The following is a 20,567-nucleotide window of genomic DNA, read 5'->3' as shown; positions in this document are numbered from 1 at the left end:
CTGCTTGCAATGATTATTGAAACGGCGTCAATGGGGCAAGTGGAGGTTGAAAGCGAACGGATTTATCATTTTGCCAAGGGAATTCCCGGGTTTGAGCAGGAAACGGATTTTGCTGTCATCGATCTGGAGGGTGGATTGTTCTCTTATTTGCAATCTCTGCATACGGAGACCTTGTGTTTTCTGTTAACGGACCCATTTATATTTTATCCGCAATATGAATTTGAATTACCGGAGTCTGATACGGAAGAATTGCAAATAACCGAAGCCGTATTGGTGAGAACAATCGTGACCTTAAGGGAAACGTTAGAAGAATCCACGTTGAACTTGCTTGCACCCATTGTTCTCAATCCGGATAATCAATCCGCCAAGCAAGTAGTTCTCCATAAATCGCACTATTCCACCAAACAATTTCTTTGGGTGAGCGACAATGCAGAAGGGGAGGAGACGCCATGCTAGTACTCTCGCGTAAGAAAGGTGAGTCTATTGTCATACAGGACCATATTGAGGTTACTGTTCTGGCCGTAGAAGGCGATACGGTCAAGATCGGAATCAATGCGCCGAGGCATGTAGATATCTTCCGGCAAGAGGTCTACTTGTCCATTAAAGAGTCCAACGTTGAATCGGCAGCGCCAGCTCCCCAGACCTTGAATGCACTACTTGACCGGTTGAAGCAAAAATAATTTTTCGTGTGAAGCTCAAAAGCTATAAAAATTGTTCGGAAGCGGACGATATATATAATAGGCAATGATTGGCGGGGCGGCCGACCTTAACAACATTGTTACCACATGGATGTGGATCAACCAATTTCAGGGAGGAAATAACCAATGATTATCAACCACAATATTGCTTCGTTGAACACTCAGCGTCAATTGAGCGTAAACACAACGAACCAAAGCAAGAACATCGAGAAGCTGTCTTCCGGTCTTCGCATTAACCGTGCAGGCGACGACGCTGCCGGTCTGGCGATCTCCGAGAAAATGCGCGGCCAGATCCGCGGTCTGGATCAAGCATCCCGTAACTCGCAGGACGCAATTTCCATGATTCAAACAGCTGAAGGTGCACTGAACGAAACTCACTCCATCCTGCAGCGTATGCGTGAGCTGGCTGTTCAATCCGCGAACGGAACGAACACTGACAGCGACCGTAAGAGCATTCAGGACGAAGTTAACCAATTGGCCGACGAAATCAACCGTATCGGTAACACTACTGAGTTCAATACTCAGAAGCTGATTAATGGTTCGAAGGACAAGACCGAAGCAACTGCAGCTGTAAAGAATGCTAGCTCGATTGATAAAATCGGTACTGGTGCTGACTTATTGGAAGTTCGCAATGCTTCAACTTCAGGCACAGGAACCGGTTTGGCTCAAGGCGCAGCAGTCACAATTCATAGCGGCACTTCTGGTAAATTGACCAGCGGCGTTGCATTTGACGATACCTTAGCAGATTCTCTGGCAGCTGGAAGCAACGAATTGACCGTCAAAATTGGCAATGCTGTTCGTACGATCGTCATTGATGACACGCAGACAACAGCTGCTGGTGTTGCAGCCAGTATTCAAACACAGCTTCAGGCTGCTTTCGCTTCAGGCCATACTAATACGGCAGCGGACTCGGGTACTTATCACGGTACAGACGCAGATGCTGCGGCAATTACTGTTTCTTCAGTGGGCGGCAAGTTGGTTATTACTGACGGTGGCAAGGGTGCGGACAGTAAGATCTCCATCACCGGTGGTAATGCTGCTAGCATTCTGTTCGCTGGTGGAGCTGCTGATGTTGCTGACAACGGTAATGCTGCCAATAACAAGATGACTATTAATTACACCAAAGACGGTGGCACTACTATTACGCCAGTAAACATCACTTTAGGTGACGGTACCTACAATGATGCACAGGCTCTGGCGGCAGAAATTGAAGCTAAGGCTGACGCTGTTTTGGGCGCTAATTCAGGCGATATTACCTTCTCTGCTGATGCAGGCGCAGGTCAGGCTATTAAATGGACAACTGCTGCAGCGGGTAAAGGCAATGGTATTACTTCCATTACCGGTACAGCTGGTGCTTTGGCAGGTCTGACTGAAGCTAACATTGAGCTTGGTAAGGCCAAAAATGATACTTTGACTGTCAATGTTGACGGCGATGCGTACACTGTTTCGATCGGTGCTACTGATTACTCCGATAAGGATGTATTGGCCAACACGATTCAATCAGCGATCAACACTGCTATCGCAGGAGCTGGTAAGAACAACTTCGTTGAAGTGAAGACTTTGGCTGTTGCTGATACGGATCGCGTGAGATTCCAGGTAAGCAGCTCCAAAGAAGGCGCAGGCAGCAGCATTACTTTCACCGGTACTGAGCTGGCCGCTAATCTGGGCTTCAACACCACTGCCGCAACTGGAGCTGCCGGTGCGGATGCTTCTGTAAACTTCCATATCGGTGCCAACAAGGATCAGAATCTGAAACTTGCCATGTCTGATATGCGTGCTGACGCTCTGGGTATTACTTCAAAATCCAGTGCAGCTGGACAAACTCAGACTCTTCAAGACGGTGTTACTGTTGCAGACGTAAACTATGGAGCGAACGCCATCAAGAATGGCACTACCAATGAATATGTAATTGATGTTTCCACGATCAGCGCGGCTAACAGTGCTATCACTGTTATCAACAACGCTATCGAAGTAGTATCCCAAGAAAGAAGTAAACTGGGTGCTAACCAGAACCGTCTGGAGCACACTATCAACAACCTGGGTGCAGCTTCCGAGAACCTGACAGCCGCTGAATCCCGTGTCCGTGACGTTGACATGGCGAAGGAAATGAGCGACCAGACCAAGAACTCCATCTTGGCACAGGCCGCTCAAGCGATGCTGGCTCAAGCTAACCAACAGCCGCAAGGCGTACTGCAATTGCTTCGTTAATTTTATCCGCTTTATCTTGCATTACTCTCAACCGCCAAAGTTATCTTTGGCGGTTGTTTTAGTGTCTAAATCTTGTGTTTAGGCAAATCTTTCTAATTATTTTGCACTATACATATTAAATACTGGCCCGGAAATCCGATAAATACTATATATAATAATGTTACGGGGGTTTCTCTCATGGATGTCCGTTTACCCACATCAGGAGGATACAGCAGCTCTAATCAAGATTATTCTGTAAGACCTGCAGCCAGAGCTCCGGAAACCGATTACGTTAATATTGAACAGATTCATACGACTTCCCAGCTCAAAAGGCTCGAGAATCAGGGAATCAGTGTCTCGAAGGGCGACGAACAGGTAGTGAAGGCGCTGGATAAGGTGCTGAAGGCACTGGAAGGACCCGGCACAACACTCGAAGTGAGCGTGCACAAGGAGACTAAAGCGATAATGGTCAAGGTTCTTAACAAAGATACCGGAGAGCTGATCCGGGAGATCCCCCCTGAGAAAACACTGGATATTGTGGCGAACATGATGGAGATTGCCGGCATTATCGTGGACGAGAAGGTTTAAGAAGCAGGAGGAATAGCTATGGCAACGCTTAGAGTGAGTGGATTCTCTTCCGGCTTGGACATCGACAGCATCGTTAAGTCGATGATGACGGCCAAGAGGGTTCCGATCGATAAATTAACGCAACAGAAGCAGAGCATGGAATGGCAAAGAGATAACTACCGTGAAATCAACAGTAAATTTGTTGATTTTAAGACGAATAAGCTGACTGCCTATCAAAAGTCAACGGCTATGAACACCCAAAGCGCTACGGTTACTGGAGATACAACAGCTTTTAAAGCAGAGGCTTCAGCAGACGCCAACAATGTCAACATGGAGATCAAGGTTACACAACTCGCAAGACCAGCCACACTTCAGACATCAGGCGCAACTATGAGTAAAGACGGGGGTACCCGTTTAACCTCTAGTTCTACATTGGCTGCCCTCCAGAAGCAAAGTGGCGGAACGGAAGTTGAGACTTATACCGTCACCATTAATAATACTAAAATCAGCTTGGCCAGTAATCTTACTATTAACGAAGCTGTGGCAAAGATTAACGGAACGGATGGCGCCAATGTAATGGCCAGGTTTGACGAAATTACCGGCAAGCTGTCTATTGAATCCAAAACATATAGCTCGACTGCTAAACTGACAGTCAGTGACGATAACTCATTCCTGAAGTTATTTGGAGGGAAAGTAACCCCTGCTGCTGAAGACGATACGAACAATGACGGGATTTTCGATTATAAGCCGGCCAAGATTGAAGTCAAATCTGCTGATGGAACCACTACCGCCCTCCAGTTTGACAGCAACAGTATTAGACTAAATGGTATCAGTATCACACTGCTCTCAGAGAACAAGACGGCTACAGTGACAACTTCAACAGATCCGGCAAAGGCGCTTGAGTCGATTAAAAACTTTGTCTCTGACTATAACACACTGCTCAGTACATTAACTACTAAAGTGAATGAGGAAAGAGATTCCGATTATTTGCCGCTGACTACAGAGCAAAAGGCCGAAATGAGCGAATCCCAGATTGAAGCCTGGGAAAAGAGAGCCAAAAGCGGACTGCTAAGAAACGATGAGATATTAAAGTCAACGATTGTTGCCATGCGCTCTGCATTAACGGAAAAGCTTGGGCAGCTCAGTGCATTTGGCATTACAACAGGACAGTATTACGAGAATGGTAAGCTCACTATTGATGAAGAAAAGCTGAATAAAGCATTAACAGAAAATCCCCAGGGTGTAGTTAGTGTCTTTCAGGGTGCTTCCGGAAGCTCTTCACCTGGTCTGTTCAGTAAGCTTACAACTGAAATGACTAATGCTATTGAGAAATTATCAATTCGGGCCGGTACTTCCAAGTTCTCTGCCGACCTTACAGCCGATTTCAAAATCGACAGCATGATGGGTAAGGAACTCAGTGATTATACCAAGAGAATATCCAATATGCAGAATCGTCTCGATGATTACGAAGATAGCTTGTATAGAAGATTTACGGCGATGGAAACGGCAATCAACCAGTACAATAGCCAATCAAGCAGCCTGGCAAGCTACATGTCTTCATAAGAGATTGAAAGAAAGGTGAGTGTAAATGATTAGTTCTCCTTACGAAAAATATCGTCAGTCTTCGGTTCAGACCTCCAGTCCGGCGCAGCTACTGCTAATGCTATTTGATGGAGCAGTACGCTTTGCCAAAATGGCGATAGACGGAATAGAGAGTGCCGATATGGATAAAATGACTGTCAATTTCGGTAAAGCCCAGGCTATCGTCAGAGAGTTAACGAATACATTGGACCACTCCTATGAAGTATCCAAAGGTTTGGCAACGATGTACGAGTATATCAGCTACCTGTTCACAGAAGCCAATCTCAAAAAATCCAAAGCCCAGGCTGAAGAAGCCATCGGCTATCTGCAGGATTTCCGGCAGACCTTTGCCCAGGCTGCTAAGCTGGCAGCAGGGCAGAATGTACAGCATGGATAAACTGATTGGGGAATTGGAGCAGCTTACGATACAGATCATCTCTAATATAGAAGTTGTTACGCAAGAAGAGCTTGAGAACTTTGTCGCAGAACGTCAGCGAATTATCGATGCTATCGGAACAGAAGTCGAATCAAGTCCTTTTAACGCTGCGCAAAAGGATAAACTGGCTCGAATAATGTCGCATGATTCAGCAATCGTCGCCCGGATGAACGCTTATCGGCTGGATGCGCTGGAGGGCTTGCAGAAACGTAACCAAGCCAAAATGCAGCGCAGCGCCTACGAATCCGCCTACACCCCCGACAGCATCCTGATGGACCGCCGCAAATAAATAAATTTCCTAATGTTTCATATTAGGAGCAGCCGGGTATTATATAGCGTCTGCTCCTTTTTTGATAAAATATAACCGGATGGACAATCTCGGGGCGTAATTTACAATGGTAAATAATTGCAAGTAATCATTTACTATTCCAATTGACAACGGAGAAGCCGCGGTGGTATAGTCAGGTTGTGAGCAAGACTCACGTTCATTTGATGACGAAGGGAATGTTTAATCAATGGAAGGTAAAGTTAAATGGTTTAACGCAGAAAAAGGCTACGGCTTCATCGAAACTGCTGATGGCGGCGACGTATTCGTTCACTTCTCCGCAATCCAGACTGAAGGCTTCAAGACTTTGGACGAAGGTCAATCCGTAGAGTTTGACATCGTTGAAGGTGCACGCGGACCACAGGCAGCTAACGTCATCAAATTATAATCATCCGGCGCAGCCGACCTACATATATGGTAGATGGTTAACAATTGAGACAACGCTTGCGTAGATCTCGGAAATTTTCCGGGGTCTTTTTTTGTGTTCAATGGCAGAGCAATATGAGGGCAAAGGGAACTGCAAGAAGCTTGATTATTAGTGTAATACGGGAGTTAGTTAGAGTTTCATGTGAGCTTTTTTCAAAGAAATTGTTATCCTCCTCCCAAAATTGGGTAATGTAAGTCGTTGGGCCATTGCTCTCAGCCAAGAGATGTTGCGCTCCAAGCTTAGGCGGATGTTTCAACGTGGAAGCGAAAGGATGCTAATTTGCATTTTGAAGTAACGGAGATCTTATTGTCTTATCTTAAGTCTTGTGTCATGAGTCATGATTGATCAGCAAGCTATTCATGCTGCCTAAGCTGACAACAGACTGGGACAATGCTTCCACACGTACCTTGTACGAAGCCTCATTACGAGGCGATATTACAAAACGTATAGGAGGATGGACAGCAGAATGAAGAAAACATGGCGTGCATTATCCACTGCAGCACTCGGCGTTAGTATGTTGTTCGGGTCCCTGGGCAGTATTTCCGCCGCACCCGTACCGAAGGATATTCAGGGGCACTGGGCACAGGGCCAGCTGCAGGAATGGCTTGACCGGGGGATTCTGGGCGGTTATCCCGATGGAACGGTTAAGCCTAACAAAGCCGTAACCCGCGGGGAATATGTAGCCCTTATTAATCGTGTATTCGGATTCACGGATACCGCTTCGATCACCTTTACGGATGTGAAGAGCAGCAATTGGGTCTACAGCGAAGTGGCCAAAGCGGTAAGTGCCGGCTACATTGGCGGTTATGAGAATAATACTTTCCGCGCCAATAATCCGCTTACCCGCCAGGAAGCGGCTGTAATTACCGCCAAACTGCTTAAATTGAATACAAACAGCACGGCGCTATCCTTCAAGGACAGCGCACAAATTGCCGCTTGGGCGAAAGGTGCAGTCTCTGCTGCGTCAGGGCTTAAGGTGCTGAACGGATATCCGGATGGAACCTTCGGACCGAAGAGGGCATTGACCCGCGCTGAAGCCGTCGGAATCATCAGCAACTCTTCGGCCCATAAGCCGTCGACCGGTGGAGGTACTACAACGCCTACACCTGCACCAACGGCTACGCCGGCACCTACTGCAACGCCGACCCCGACACCTAGCGCTACGCCAACACCGGGAACCGGTGGCGGAGGAGGCGGCGGTGGCGGTGGTGTTACACTGCCTACAGTGAGCGGAGCAACGTACGGCCATGTCGGCTCTGTAACGGCTGACGTATATTTAACTCCGTCGGTCACCGGCGCCGTTTACTATGTGGTAGCACCATATACCGATAGTGCAACCATACCAAGCGCGCTGCAAGTCATTAACGGGCAGACCAGCGCAGGCACCGCAGGTACGAACAGCGGACGACAGGCTGTGACCGGTGGTACTCAAGTTACAATGTCGGTGTACGGACTCAGTCCTGATACGGAATATGTAACTTATGTAACCCTTGCTGATACGACCGGCAACTGGTCGAGTGTAACGTCGCTGCGGCTGCATACAGCTGCAGGCAGCGCGTTCTCCATTGACCGCGTGGAACCAGGGAACATCGGTACAGTTACGGCTGATGTCTACCTGTCGTACGGGGATGCAGGCGGTCCATCCGCGAATCTGCGATATGTGGTATTGCCATCTAGTGCGGCACAGCCTACCGCTGAGCAGATAGCGGCCGGACAGAATGCCTCAGGCACTGCATTGTTGGCTCCGTGGACCGGAACCATTACGCAGTCTCCGGGTGTCCGTGGAACACTAAGCCTAGAAGGATTGTCCGCAAATACAGCGTATAAGGTGTATTTCATTGCCGGTAACGGTACCCAATGGTCGCCGGTAGAAATTCTGCGCATTCACACCAAGTAATAACTGCCATGTTGCTTCATAGTGCTCCCCTGCACGGGGGAAGCTAAACAAGACCCGGATAGAGAGCTAATACTCTGTCCGGGCTTTTTTATCCGTTAGAGAGGATAAGGGGATGCCTGAAAAGGTATCCATGTAAATTAGGGGCATTGTCAGCGGATTGTTAAGTTGAGCAGCATTTGCTTTTTACTTAGCCCTGACAATTTGGTATAATGGGGATGTAAACAAAGGAGGAGTGCCCATGCAATTCAGCATTCGAGGTCAACAGATTGAAGTGACAGGCGCTTTGAGAGATTATGTTGATAAGAAGCTCAGCAGACTTGAGAAGTACTTCGATGCACCTCCCACCTCAGAAGGATATGTAACACTTAGCGTTGTCCGTGGGATTCATACTGTGGAAGTCACGATTCCGCTGGCCGGAGTAACGCTCCGTGCGGAGGACCGCAGCGATGATATGTATGCTTCCATTGATGCTGTTGTGGACAAGCTGGAACGCCAGATCCGCAAGCATAAGACCAAGCTTAACCGCAAGTTCCGCCAAGAAGGAAGTCTGAAGACACTCTTCGTGGAAGAACCGGCAAGCGCGGTCGCTGTGGAAGAACCGGATCTTGACGATCTGGAGGTCGTACGCAACAAACGCTTCACCTTGAAGCCGATGGATGTCGAAGAGGCGATTCTGCAGATGAACATGGTAGGACATAACTTCTTCGTGTTCTCCAATATTGAGACTTCTGAAGTCAGTGTTGTTTACAAACGCAATGACGGCAAGTATGGACTGATTGAGCAGAATTAAAGCACATACACAGAGCCGTAAAAGTGATTCATCCGCTTCAACCAACGTAGATAATTAACCGAGCCCCTATTCGCCCTGAGGCGAATAGGGCTCTTGTGCGTATAAATAGAGCATGAAAAATAAGGCTGTGTCCGCCTGTATTGCGGCTTGTCTTACAAACTGTTACAATTTATGAAGCAGCGGAATCGAAATCAGTGAATAGAGGCCCTTTCAATTTTGTGAGGATGGGCTCGATTCCACCATCTGTGTTGCATGAAAGGGGTTAACCATGCTAGGACTTGTGAAGAAAATTTTCGGCGACTCCAATGAACGGGATGTCAAACGTCTGATGAAGACGGTCGAAATTATTAATGGAATGGAACCGGAGTTCCAGGCGCTCTCCAATGAGCAGCTGCAAGCCAAGACCGCGGAGTTCCGCGCCCGTATCGAGAAAGGCGAAACGCTGGAAGAGATTCTTCCCGAAGCCTTTGCCACCGTGCGTGAAGCATCCCGGCGGGTGCTGAACAAGCGGCATTTTGACGTTCAGCTGGTTGGCGGTATGGCGCTGCATGAAGGCAGAATTGCCGAAATGAAGACTGGCGAAGGCAAGACGCTCGTAGGAACACTTCCGGTATACCTGAATGCATTGCTCGGCAAGGGCGTGCATGTGGTAACCGTCAATGACTATCTGGCCCAGCGCGACAGCGCAGAAATGGGTCAAATCTATAATTTCCTGGGTATGACGGTTGGCATCAACCTCAATGGTATGGACCATGCCGCTAAACAGGATGCGTATGCCTGCGATATTACGTACGGCACGAACAATGAATTCGGCTTCGATTATCTGCGCGACAACATGGTGCTCTACAAGGAGCAGATGGTACAGCGCCCGCTATATTTCTGTACTATTGATGAAGTGGACTCCATTCTGATTGACGAAGCGCGGACGCCGCTGATTATCTCCGGCCAGGCCGAGAAATCCACCGAGCTGTATTATTCGGCAGACCGTTTCGTGAAACGGCTCAATGCAGAAGAAGATTACACCGTCGACATTAAGGTAAAATCCGTTGCGCTGACTGAGAAGGGCGTAGCTGCAGCCGAGAAGGCTTTTGGCATTGAGAATTTGTACGACCACAGCCATGTTACATTGAATCATCATATCGTTCAGGCTCTTAAGGCGAATGTTATTATGCGGCGGGACGTGGATTATGTTGTAAATGAAGACGAAGTAGTCATCGTCGACGAATTTACCGGCCGTCTGATGGCCGGACGCCGTTACAGCGATGGGCTGCACCAGGCGATTGAAGCCAAGGAAGAAATCCAGGTGCAGAACGAGAGCATGACGCTGGCAACGATTACGTTCCAGAACTATTTCCGGATGTACCGCAAGCTCGCCGGTATGACCGGTACTGCGAAGACCGAGGAAGAAGAATTCAAGAAGATTTACGGCCTTGAGGTTCTGCAGGTGCCGACGAATAAACCGAACCAGCGCGAAGACATGCCTGACGTGGTCTACAAGAGCGAGAACGGCAAATTTAACGCGGTTGTCGCAGAGATTGTAGAGCGCCACAAGAAGAACCAGCCGGTGCTGGTAGGTACGGTGTCGATTGAGAACTCCGAACGCGTCTCCGAAATGCTGAAGCGTAAAGGTGTCCGTCACCAGGTACTGAACGCGAAGCATCATGCAGCAGAGGCCGAAATCATTACACATGCCGGTCAACCGGGCATGGTGACGATTGCCACGAATATGGCCGGACGCGGTACGGATATTGTACTCGGCGAAGGCGTAACCGAATTGGGCGGTCTGCATATCATCGGTACGGAACGCCATGAATCACGGCGTATCGATAACCAGCTGCGCGGCCGTGCCGGACGCCAGGGCGACCCGGGTTCGACCCAGTTCTATCTGTCGCTGGGCGATGAACTGATGAAGCGTTTTGGCGCAGACAATGTGCTTAATATGATGGACCGTCTCGGATTCGAGGAAGATCAGCCGATCGAGAGCAAGATGATCACCCGCGCTATTGAATCCGCCCAGAAGCGGGTCGAAGGCAACAACTTCGATATCCGCAAGGTGGTTCTGCAGTATGACGACGTGATGAACCAGCAGCGCGAGATTATCTACAAGCAGCGCCGCGAAATTCTGGAGTCCGAGAACATCAAGGACATCGTTCTTGAGATGATCAAGCCGGTTATAGAACGTGTAGTAGCGGCCCACTGCAGCGATGAAATTCCGGAGAACTGGGAACTGCAGGAAGTTGCCGACTATGTGAACAGCAAGCTGCTCGAGGAAGGCGCCCTGACCCGCGATGATCTGTGGGGCAAGGAAGTCGAAGAAATGGTGGAGTATATCTTCGGCCGTGTACTTGAGAAGTACGCAGCCCGTGAAGAACGGCTCGGCGCCGAGCTGGTCCGCGAATTCGAGAAGGTTATCGTGCTGCGTTCCGTAGACAGCAAGTGGATGGACCACATTGACGCGATGGACCAGCTGCGTCAAGGGATTCATCTGCGCGCTTACGGCGGCACTGATCCGCTGCGTGAATACCAGTTCGAAGGCTTTGAGATGTTCAATGCGATGACGGCCGCCATTCAGGAGGAAGTCTCCACTTACATTATGAAGGCCCATATCGAAACCAACCAGCAGCGGCAATCCGTTGTAGACGAGGACAAAATCTCGACCAACGGTGAACCGACCGAGAAGCGTCCTGTGCAGGTGCAGGCGGCGATTGGCCGTAATGATCCATGCCCATGCGGCAGCGGCAAGAAATATAAGAACTGCCACGGCCAGAGCTAAGCGATTGGCCGGGCAATGAATAGCGGCTGGGCCCGGGGATTTCCCGTCTGCGGTCCGGCCGTTTTTTATGAAGCATATTTAAGCTATAAAGCGAACAAAAGATCAACACAAAAAGATGGAGTGCGGAGGGGAAGTTTGGAACTGGAGGAGCGATAGCGTCCGCCTGAAAGCTTTCCAAAGGAAAGCTCGCATCGTAAGCTCAAGTTGTCACCAGATTTCAACCGAATAGACGGGTAAAATCATGAAATCTGGAGACAACAGCGGCCGGAAGTCCAAACATTCCCCGCAGTTACGACTAAATCTCATGTGGATTTCAAAAGTTCAACTTATATAGATTCAAGCAACGGAGGGATTTAACAGTGATTGATTCCAGTGTGAAGCAGGATCTGCGTGAAATCGGCAAGAAATTAACTAACCTTAGGGGGTCTCTTTGACTTAGACCTCAAGAAGGAAATGATCGCTAACTTCGAAGAGAAGATGTCGGCGCCGGATTTCTGGGATGATCCCGAGAAGGCGCAGGGTGTTATCTCCGAGATGAATGCCGTCAAAGCCAGTGTGGACCAGTATGAGAAATTACAGCAGGAATACGATGACACCTCGATGATGCTGGAATTGGCTGACGAGGAAGGCGATGAGGAGCTGGCGGCGGAAAGTGCAGGCACGCTTAAGGCTCTGGTGAGCAAGGTCGATGAGTTCGAGCTTCAACTTCTGCTGAACCAGCCTTATGATAAGCTGAATGCTATTCTTGAGCTGCATCCGGGAGCCGGCGGTACGGAATCCCAGGACTGGGGACAAATGCTGCTGCGGATGTACACCCGCTGGGCCGAGAAGAGTGGCTTCAAGGTCGAAGTTCTCGACTATTTGCCTGGTGATGAGGCCGGAATCAAGAGTGTCACTCTGCTGATCAAGGGCTTCAATGCCTACGGCTATCTGAAAGCGGAGAAAGGTGTCCACCGGCTGGTGCGCATCTCGCCGTTCGACGCTTCGGGCCGCCGCCACACGTCTTTTGTTTCTTGCGATGTGGTGCCGGAAATTAATGACGATGTAGAGGTTGAAGTCCGTACCGAAGATCTGAAGATTGACACGTACCGGGCCAGCGGCGCAGGTGGACAGCATATTAACACCACCGATTCCGCAGTGCGGATTACCCATATTCCGACCGGCGTGGTTGTTACCTGCCAGAACGAACGCTCACAGATCAAGAACCGGGAGCAGGCGATGAAGATGCTGCGCTCCAAGCTGTATGAGCGTAAGCTGCAGGAGCAGCAGCAGGAGCTGGATGAGATTCGCGGCGAGCAATCTGATATTGCCTGGGGCAGCCAGATCCGGTCCTACGTATTCCATCCCTATAGTATGGTAAAGGATCACCGTACTTCCGTGGAGACGGGGAACGTGGGTGCAGTAATGGACGGCGATATCAATCTGTTCATCGACGGCTATCTGCGCAGCCAGATCAAGACAGAAGTTGAATAATAACAAGAATTCCTACGCGTCTTCGGAGGTGTAGGAATTTTTTGTGATCGGTCTAGAAAACATATATTGGGGTCCCCGCAAAGTATCCGGAATAAGCTTTAGAGCATTGCGTCAATTTGTGGAGCTTATTATTGGGGTCCCCGCAAAGTACCCGGAATGAGCCACAGAGCTTCACGTCACTTTGTGGGGTAAAGTTTTGATTACCGCTTAAGGAGAACCACACATGGAAAAGATCAACAAACGCAAACAACCGCCGCTGATCCCGCTGAACGGACCGGTCCGCCACGCCGTGGATATCGCGCTTATCCTGATTGGCTCGCTGATTACAGGCGTCGGATTCAATCTGTTCTTCCTGCCGAACCAGATTGCCTCCGGCGGAGTGTCGGGCCTGTCCGTCCTGGCCGAGGCCTGGTTCGGTGCCGAGCCGGCATTCACCCAGTGGGCGCTTAATATTCCGCTGTTTATTCTGGGCATCATCTTCCTAGGGAAGCAGTACGGCATGCGCTCCCTGCTGGGCAGTATTGTGCTTCCGTTGTTTATTTATTTGACCAAGGACGGTCCGGTGCCGACCACCAACCCGCTGCTGGCGTCCATTTACGGCGGTATCGCCGTGGGACTGGGACTGGGCCTTGTATTCCGGGGCCGCGGCTCTACAGGCGGGCTGACTATCCTGGCGCAAATTATCCAGAAGGTGACTGGCTTCAGCTTCTCGCTGTCTGTAGTACTGCTGGATGGTACGGTCATTACACTAGCGGCATTCGTGCTGGGCATGGAGCAGGCGATGTATGCGCTGATTGGACTTTTCGTTACCGGAAAGGTTATTGATGCCCTCGAAGTGGGATTCAGTGTTACCAAGGTGGCATACATTATTTCCGATCAGACGGAGGAAATCTCCCAGGCCATTCTCAATGATCTGGACCGGGGGCTGACCAAGCTGAATGCGCAGGGCGGTTATACCGGCGATGAACGTACTGTGCTGATGGCTGTTGTCGGGCAAAATGAAATCACCCGCCTCAAGGCAATCGTCCGTTCCGTCGATCCGGAGGCATTCGTCATTATTACCGAAGCGCATGAGGTGCTCGGCGAAGGATTTAAGAGAGAAGCGTAAGCCCAGGGAAGAGGGCTTGCGCTCTCTTTTTATGGAGAGTAAAAGGGTCTGTGTGCAGGAAAGCTCCTGAAAAAAGGGAAAATAAAAGTTAACGCAATATGTTGTATTTATATTAATAGGGTCGTATAATAATACATATTTGCAGGACGGTATTCATTATAGCATGCAGCGGGAAGCGGGGATGTACAGTGCAAGGGAAGCTTAGGGCAGCGATTGTCGGTTCAACGGGATATGGTGGTGTGGAGCTGATCAGGCTGCTGCAGAACCACCCGGATGTTGAGATAACCTCAGTAATCTCCTCTTCCAGCAGCGGGGAGCCGATTGAAGCGGGATTTCCGCATTTGACGGGATTGTTCGCGCAGCCACTGGACGGAGTTGACCCGGCGGAGATTGCCGGCAAGGCGGATGTGGTATTCACGGCAACACCTTCCGGTGTAAGCGGAAAGCTCGTGCCGCAGCTGCTGGAGGCAGGTCTCAAGGTCATTGACTTGTCCGGCGATTTCCGGCTCAAGGATAGAGCTGAATACGAACAGTGGTATAGGCACCCGGCTCCGCCGCCGGCATATCTTGAAGAGGCGGTCTACGGGTTATGCGAGGTGTATGGAGAGCACGCTGCTGGTGCCAGATTCATCTCCAATCCCGGATGCTATCCGACGGCAACCCTGCTGGGACTTCTTCCGGCGCTGGAGGCAGGCTGGATTCAGCCGGAGAGCATTATTATTGATGCCAAGTCGGGTGTATCGGGATCGGGACGCGGAGCCAGCCTTGGGGTGCATTTTGCCGAAGTGAACGAGAATTTCAAAGCGTATAAGGTCAACAAGCATCAGCATATACCGGAAATCGAGCAGGTGCTGACAGAGGCGGCCGGCAAGCCGGTGACGGTGACATTCACCACTCATCTGGTGCCGATGACCCGAGGGATTATGAGCACGATGTATGCAGGAATGAACGGCCAGCACAGCGAAAGTGAATTTGTGGAATTATACCGTAATTATTATGCGGGACGGCCGTTCGTACGGGTGCGAAGCGAGGGAGTGCTTCCGGCGACGAAGGAGGTCAGCGGCTCGAACTATTGCGATATCGGCTTTGCCGCCGATCCCCGCACAGGGCGGGTTACGATTGTGTCGGTAATTGACAATGTAGTCAAGGGCGCAGCAGGCCAGGCAATTCAGAACCTTAACTTGATGATGGGATGGGAGGAAACCCGCGGGCTGGGATTCACACCGGTGTATCCTTAAGGGCGAAGCGGTTACGAGAACATGAGCGAACAGCTATTTACCGTCGTGGAAGGCGGAGGCATCACCACACCGAAGGGCTTCATCTCCGGAGGACTGCATTGCGGCCTCAAAAAGACCGACCGCAACGACCTCGCAGCCATCCGGTGCGAGGTTCCGGCAACTGCGGCGGCGGTGTATACGACCAATGTGTTTCAGGCTGCGCCGCTGAAGGTGACGCGGGAGAGCCTTGCCGACGGCACGCTGCAGGCGGTTATCGTGAACAGCGGCAACGCCAACGCCTGCACAGGCGAGCAGGGCGAAGCCGATGCCTATGAAATGCGCGCTGCCGCAGCCCGGGCGCTGGGCGTCAAGGAGCAGGATGTCGCGGTCGCTTCGACCGGCGTGATCGGTGAGCTCTTGAAGATGGACTGCGTGCGCGGCGGCATCGCCGCTTTGCCGGAGAGGCTGGATGGCGGAAGCGCCGGGGCGGAGGAGTTCAGCCAGGCGATCCTCACGACCGACCTGGTTAAGAAGGAAAGCTGTGTAGAGGTGCTCGTAGGGGGCGTTACAGTAACCATTGCCGGAGCCGCCAAAGGCTCGGGGATGATTCACCCCAACATGGCCACGATGCTCGGCTTCATGACGACCGATGCCGCTATCGGCGGGGAGGATCTGCTCAGCCTGCTGCGCGCTGCGACGAACACTACTTTTAATATGATCACGGTGGACGGGGATACGAGCACCAACGATATGCTGGTGACGATGGCCAGCGGACTGGCCGGGAATGAGCCGCTTACGCGGCTGCATCCGGATTGGGATGCTTTTGCCGCGGCGTTCACGCATGTGTGCAAGGTGCTGGCCAAGGCCATCGCCCGTGACGGCGAAGGCGCGACGAAGCTGATTGAAGTGCAAATCAACGGAGCGGTGCATGATGAGGCTGCTGCTGCGATCGCAAAGACGGTGGTCGGCTCAAGTTTGGTGAAATCGGCGATCTTCGGCGCGGATGCGAACTGGGGGAGGGTCATCGCCGCAGTAGGGCGTGCCGGAGTTCCGGTGTCGCCCGGGAATGTGGATATCGCGCTGGGAGACATTGCGGTGCTTAAGGCTTCGCGGCCGGTCGCTTTTGACGAAGAGCAAGCGCTGCACTACCTGCAGAAGAGCGACACTGTGCTGATCACGGTAGACCTGTCCGACGGCGACGGCAAGGCAACCGCCTGGGGCTGCGACCTTACGTACGACTACGTACGCATCAATGCCGCCTACCGTACCTGATCAGGACGGCTGTATAAGCCACAAGGAAGGATACCGATACTTATGACGCGAGAAGCTATAGCGGAGCTATTTGTGATGAAATGCGGGGGCAGCACGCTGGCTGCACTTCCGGACTCTTTTTTTGCTGATTTGCGGGAGCTGCAGAAGGCATGCGTTCAGCCGGTAATTGTCCATGGCGGGGGCCCGGCGATTTCCGGCAATCTGGAGAAGCTGGGGATCGAGAGCCGTTTCGTGAACGGCCTGCGGGTGACGACCGAAGAAGTGCTGGACGTGGTGGAAATGACGCTTGCCGGAAGCATCAACAAGGCGATTGTGCGGCGTATCCAAGGCAGCGGCGGGCAGGCTCTGGGTCTCTCCGGTGTGGACGGCCAGCTCATTACGGCACGGCCGGTGGCAAACGCCGCTGAGGTGGGTCAGGTCGGCGAAGTGACTGAAGTAAAGGCGGGACTTATAAAAGGCATCCTCGCTATGGGGTATATACCGGTCATCGCTCCTATTGGTGTGGATGCGGAGGGACGGCGCTACAATATCAATGCCGACACGGCAGCAGGCGCAGTAGCTTCGTTCGTGGAATCGCCCAGAATGATTGTGGTGACCGATGTGCCGGGCATTATGCGGACCCTTGAGGGTGAGAAGAAGGTACTGCCGTCCGTGACCGAGACGGAAATTGAAGCGCTGATTGCCAGCGGAGAAATCTATGGCGGAATGATTCCCAAGGTGCGTGCGGCTATGGATTGCCTGCAGGGCAGCGTATCCGAAGTGGTGATCGTGGACGGCAAGGAGCCGCAGGTGCTCAGCCGTGTGCTGGGCGGGGAAGCAATCGGGACGAGAATACTGCGATGAAGGCGGATGAAATCCGGGAGTGTCTACGACGGGAAGCTTGCGGGAAGCCTTTTCCTGGAGCTATGACCAGTCTCGTGTGCTACTAGGTTGTTCTAATATAAATAGTTGGATTTCCGCACACTAATCTAGTCTGTTTTCCTGATTTCTGCAATTTAATTCGATTATCGCTACTTAATTTGAACGTTTTTGCTATAATCATCACTTTTCGCCCATATTAAGTGGCAGTTATCCAACTAGATCCGTGAAACCCATGATGTGGGTGAAATTAGGTTGCGATTTTCCAACTATATAAGTTGAACAAAAGAACAACACAAAGAGATGGGAGTACGGAGGGGAAGTTTGGAACTGGAGGAGCGATAGCGTCCGCCTTTGTCACCGGATTTCAACCGCTAAGAGCGGTTAAAATTTAGAAATCTGGGGACAACAGTGGCCGGAAGTCCAAACATTCCCCGCAGTTACTACCTAATCTCATGTGAATTTCAATAGTTCAATTTATATATATAGAATTATTATTAAAATGACAGCCCTGACGGATAACCGCAGCGGCCTGGTGGGAGAGTGACTAAGAATGAGTGAGCTTACACAAGCGGAAAAAGATTCTTTGACAGGGGAGCCGCAGGCGCGCCGTCTGCAGACGGAAGCGCAGGAGTCCGCTCCTGCCAAGCTGGGTGCGGTGTTCCCGTCCTACGCCAGATATGATATCAGCCTGGTCAAGGGTAAAGGCAGCTGGGTCTGGGATGATCAGGGCAATAAATACCTGGATTTCATGTGCGGTCTGGCTGTAACGAGTCTCGGGCATGCCCCGGAGAAGATTGGCGCGAAGCTGAAAGCACAGATCGATACGCTGTGGCATGTGTCGAACCTGTTCCATATTCCCGGCCAGGACCGGGTGGCGAAGCTGCTGACGGACAATAGCTGCGCGGATCAGGTATTCTTCTGCAACAGCGGGGCGGAAGCGAACGAGGCGGCTATCAAGCTGGCCCGCCGCTACCACCAGAAGGTCAAAGGGACCGGACGTTATGAGGTCATTACCTTCGAGCAGTCTTTCCACGGACGCACACTGGCGACGCTGACGGCAACCGGCCAGCAGAAGGTCAAGGAAGGCTTCCTGCCGCTGCCGCAAGGCTTCAAGACCGTGCCACTCCATGACCTGGACGCGCTCAAAGCCGCCATCAGCGAGAATACGGCGGCCATCATGCTGGAGATGGTGCTGGCGGAAGGCGGCGTGCTGGTCGTAGAACAAAGCTTCCTGGATGCCGTTGTTGCGCTGTGTCAGGAGCATGGCCTGCTCTTGATCGTGGATGAAGTCCAGACCGGCATAGGCCGTACGGGTAAGCTCTTCGCCCATCAGCATTACGGCATTGAGCCGGATATCTTCACACTGGCCAAAGGCGTGGCAAGCGGCTTCCCGGCAGGTGTGATGCTGGGCAAGGGATACCTGCGTGAAGCGTTCAGTCCCGGCAGCCATGCCAGCACCTTCGGCGGCACACCGCTGGCTGCAGCAGTTATGGAAGCGACAATTGAGACGATGCTCGAAGACAAGCTGCCGGAGCGTGCTGAGGAGCTGGGTGAGTACTTGCGCGGACTGCTGCGGGAGAAGCTGGCGGATACGCCTTTTGTGCAGGAGGTGCGCGGAAAGGGGCTGCTGATCGGCATCGAATGCGCCGGCCCGGTCAGCGACATTGTTCTCGCCGGACAGAAGCAGGGCCTCTTGTTCGTTCAAGCCGGTCCGAACGTCATCCGGCTGCTGCCTAACCTGTACGTGAGCCATGAGGAGATTCACCTGGCGGTGGACATCCTCGAACAACTCATTCATACTTATGCTAACAAAAAAGACGGGGAGGCACATTGATGAGCCAGAGTGTACACAGCGGCGCGGACAAGATTGCGAAGCAGCTTAAAGGCCGCGATCTGCTGGAGCTGAACGATTACAGCCAAGAAGAGATCATTTACTTGATCGACCTGGCCATTGAACTGAAACGGAAACAGAAGAACGGCGAGGTGTACCATCCGCTGAAGGGCAAGACGATCGGGCTGATTTTTGAAAAATCCTCGACCCGCACACGCGTCTCTTTCGAAGTAGGGATGTTCCAGCTCGGCGGCCACGCCCTGTTCCTGAGCAAGAACGACATTCAGCTTGGACGCGGTGAGACCGTCGGCGATACGGCGCAGGTAATGTCCCGGTATCTGGACGGCATCATGATCCGTACCTTCGGCCATGACAAGGTGGAGGAGCTGGCGCGCTATGCAACGGTGCCCGTCATTAATGGCCTCAGCGACTCAGCCCATCCCTGCCAGATACTGGCCGACTACCAGACGGTGTATGAGCACAAAGGCAAGCTGAAGGGCCTTAAGCTCGCTTATATCGGGGACGGCAACAACATGGCCCACTCCCTGATGATTGGCGGCGCCAAGCTGGGCGTGCATGTTGCGATTGCCAGCCCGGAAGGCTATGAGCCGGACCCGGCTGTGGTAGCGGAGGCCCAGGCTATCGCCAAGGAGAGCGGCTCCACGATTACCGTCACCCGAAGTCCGCAGGAGGCGGTGCAGGATGCCGACGTCATCTACACGGATGTCTGGGCGAGCATGGGCTTTGAAGCCGAGCAGAAGGTACGTGAGGTTGCGTTTAAGGACTATCAGGTGAACGAGGAACTGGTAAAGGGCGCGAAGAGCGACTACCTGTTCCTGCACTGCCTGCCGGCACACCGTGAGGAAGAGGTCAGCACGGGCGTCATCGACGGCCCGAACTCGGTCATCTTCGACCAGGCGGAGAACCGGCTGCACGCCCAGAAGGCGCTGATGGCCGCCCTGATGGGTTAAGGCATTTGAGAAATTATATAATATAAAAATATAAATAGGCTGGGGTTATAAAAGTAAGCGATGGAATCCTGGTAGTAGTAGCGCAGAGAAAGTTTGAAACTGTAGGAGCGTTAGCGTCCGCCTTTGTCTCCAAGTTTTATCCGCCGATTGCGG

18 protein-coding genes are annotated in these 20,567 nt (G+C 51.7%); all 18 read left to right on the top strand.

Annotation, left to right across the window (positions count from 1 at the left end; genetic code table 11):
- Positions 1-9: 9 nt before the first annotated feature.
- The 18 genes from fliW to argF all read left to right on the top strand — a co-directional run bounded on the left by fliW (position 10) and on the right by argF (position 20,414).
- A complete protein-coding gene (fliW, locus tag F1379_RS13655) occupies positions 10-456 on the top strand; it encodes a flagellar assembly protein FliW (protein ID WP_150270511.1) in 447 nt (148 codons plus the stop codon).
- A complete protein-coding gene (gene csrA, locus F1379_RS13650; RefSeq protein ID WP_150270509.1) occupies positions 450-680 on the top strand; it encodes a carbon storage regulator CsrA in 231 nt (76 codons plus the stop codon). The genes fliW and csrA overlap by 7 nt, the downstream gene beginning before the upstream one ends.
- A 144-nt stretch (positions 681-824) precedes the next feature.
- The gene (locus tag F1379_RS30535) at positions 825-2,906 is read left to right on the top strand and encodes a flagellin N-terminal helical domain-containing protein (RefSeq protein WP_275262389.1); all 2,082 of its coding nucleotides are present in this window, start codon (positions 825-827) and stop codon (positions 2,904-2,906) included.
- A 177-nt stretch (positions 2,907-3,083) separates the two neighbouring features.
- Positions 3,084-3,473, top strand: a complete 390-nt coding sequence (locus F1379_RS13635; protein ID WP_150270507.1) for a flagellar protein FlaG — start codon at positions 3,084-3,086, stop codon at positions 3,471-3,473.
- Between the two features lie 18 nt (positions 3,474-3,491).
- A complete protein-coding gene (gene fliD / locus F1379_RS13630; RefSeq protein ID WP_150270505.1) occupies positions 3,492-5,015 on the top strand; it encodes a flagellar filament capping protein FliD in 1,524 nt (507 codons plus the stop codon).
- Between the two features lie 25 nt (positions 5,016-5,040).
- Complete coding sequence (gene fliS, locus F1379_RS13625) at positions 5,041-5,430, top strand: flagellar export chaperone FliS (protein ID WP_150270498.1); 390 nt, start codon at positions 5,041-5,043, stop codon at positions 5,428-5,430.
- Positions 5,423-5,758 (top strand): flagellar protein FliT, encoded by a 336-nt coding sequence (gene fliT / locus F1379_RS13620; protein WP_150270496.1) that lies wholly within the window; start codon positions 5,423-5,425, stop codon positions 5,756-5,758. Before fliS ends, fliT begins: the two co-directional genes overlap by 8 nt.
- 226 nt (positions 5,759-5,984) lie before the next feature.
- Positions 5,985-6,182 carry a cold shock domain-containing protein gene (locus F1379_RS13615; protein WP_068724647.1) on the top strand — a complete coding sequence of 66 codons (198 nt, stop codon included), beginning with the start codon at positions 5,985-5,987 and terminating at the stop codon, positions 6,180-6,182.
- 505 nt (positions 6,183-6,687) lie between these two features.
- Entirely contained in the window at positions 6,688-8,118 is a 1,431-nt protein-coding gene (locus F1379_RS13610; RefSeq protein ID WP_162551161.1) for an S-layer homology domain-containing protein, read from the top strand.
- A gap of 238 nt (positions 8,119-8,356) precedes the next feature.
- Positions 8,357-8,908: a ribosome hibernation-promoting factor, HPF/YfiA family gene (hpf, locus tag F1379_RS13605; protein WP_150270491.1), complete on the top strand. Its 552-nt coding sequence runs from the start codon at positions 8,357-8,359 to the stop codon at positions 8,906-8,908.
- Between the two features lie 268 nt (positions 8,909-9,176).
- Positions 9,177-11,681: a preprotein translocase subunit SecA gene (gene secA / locus F1379_RS13600; protein ID WP_150270489.1), complete on the top strand. Its 2,505-nt coding sequence runs from the start codon at positions 9,177-9,179 to the stop codon at positions 11,679-11,681.
- A gap of 359 nt (positions 11,682-12,040) precedes the next feature.
- Positions 12,041-13,154, top strand: a protein-coding gene (gene prfB / locus F1379_RS13595; protein WP_150270487.1) for a peptide chain release factor 2 whose coding sequence is annotated in 2 segments (ribosomal slippage) — positions 12,041-12,112 and positions 12,114-13,154 — 1,113 coding nt in all. Because the reading frame shifts where the segments join, the coding sequence is not laid out codon by codon here.
- Positions 13,155-13,377: 223 nt separating this feature from the next.
- On the top strand, positions 13,378-14,262 hold the full coding sequence (locus F1379_RS13590) for a YitT family protein (RefSeq protein ID WP_150270485.1): 885 nt from the start codon (positions 13,378-13,380) through the stop codon (positions 14,260-14,262).
- Between the two features lie 188 nt (positions 14,263-14,450).
- Positions 14,451-15,500, top strand: coding sequence for an N-acetyl-gamma-glutamyl-phosphate reductase (argC, locus tag F1379_RS13585; RefSeq protein ID WP_150270483.1), 1,050 nt, complete (start codon positions 14,451-14,453; stop codon positions 15,498-15,500).
- 21 nt (positions 15,501-15,521) lie between these two features.
- The gene (gene argJ / locus F1379_RS13580) at positions 15,522-16,751 is read left to right on the top strand and encodes a bifunctional ornithine acetyltransferase/N-acetylglutamate synthase (RefSeq protein WP_150270481.1); all 1,230 of its coding nucleotides are present in this window, start codon (positions 15,522-15,524) and stop codon (positions 16,749-16,751) included.
- 42 nt (positions 16,752-16,793) lie between these two features.
- On the top strand, positions 16,794-17,594 hold the full coding sequence (gene argB, locus F1379_RS13575; RefSeq protein ID WP_150270479.1) for an acetylglutamate kinase: 801 nt from the start codon (positions 16,794-16,796) through the stop codon (positions 17,592-17,594).
- Between the two features lie 568 nt (positions 17,595-18,162).
- Positions 18,163-19,446, top strand: coding sequence for an aspartate aminotransferase family protein (locus tag F1379_RS13570; RefSeq protein WP_239004667.1), 1,284 nt, complete (start codon positions 18,163-18,165; stop codon positions 19,444-19,446).
- The gene (gene argF / locus F1379_RS13565) at positions 19,446-20,414 is read left to right on the top strand and encodes an ornithine carbamoyltransferase (protein ID WP_150270477.1); all 969 of its coding nucleotides are present in this window, start codon (positions 19,446-19,448) and stop codon (positions 20,412-20,414) included. Before F1379_RS13570 ends, argF begins: the two co-directional genes overlap by 1 nt.
- Positions 20,415-20,567: the final 153 nt, after the last annotated feature.

The organism is Paenibacillus tepidiphilus, from assembly GCF_008635795.1.
Taxonomy (GTDB): domain Bacteria; phylum Bacillota; class Bacilli; order Paenibacillales; family Paenibacillaceae; genus Paenibacillus_AQ; species Paenibacillus_AQ tepidiphilus.
Note: the sequence above shows the minus strand (reverse complement) of the source record. Positions and strands in the feature narration are given on the sequence as shown.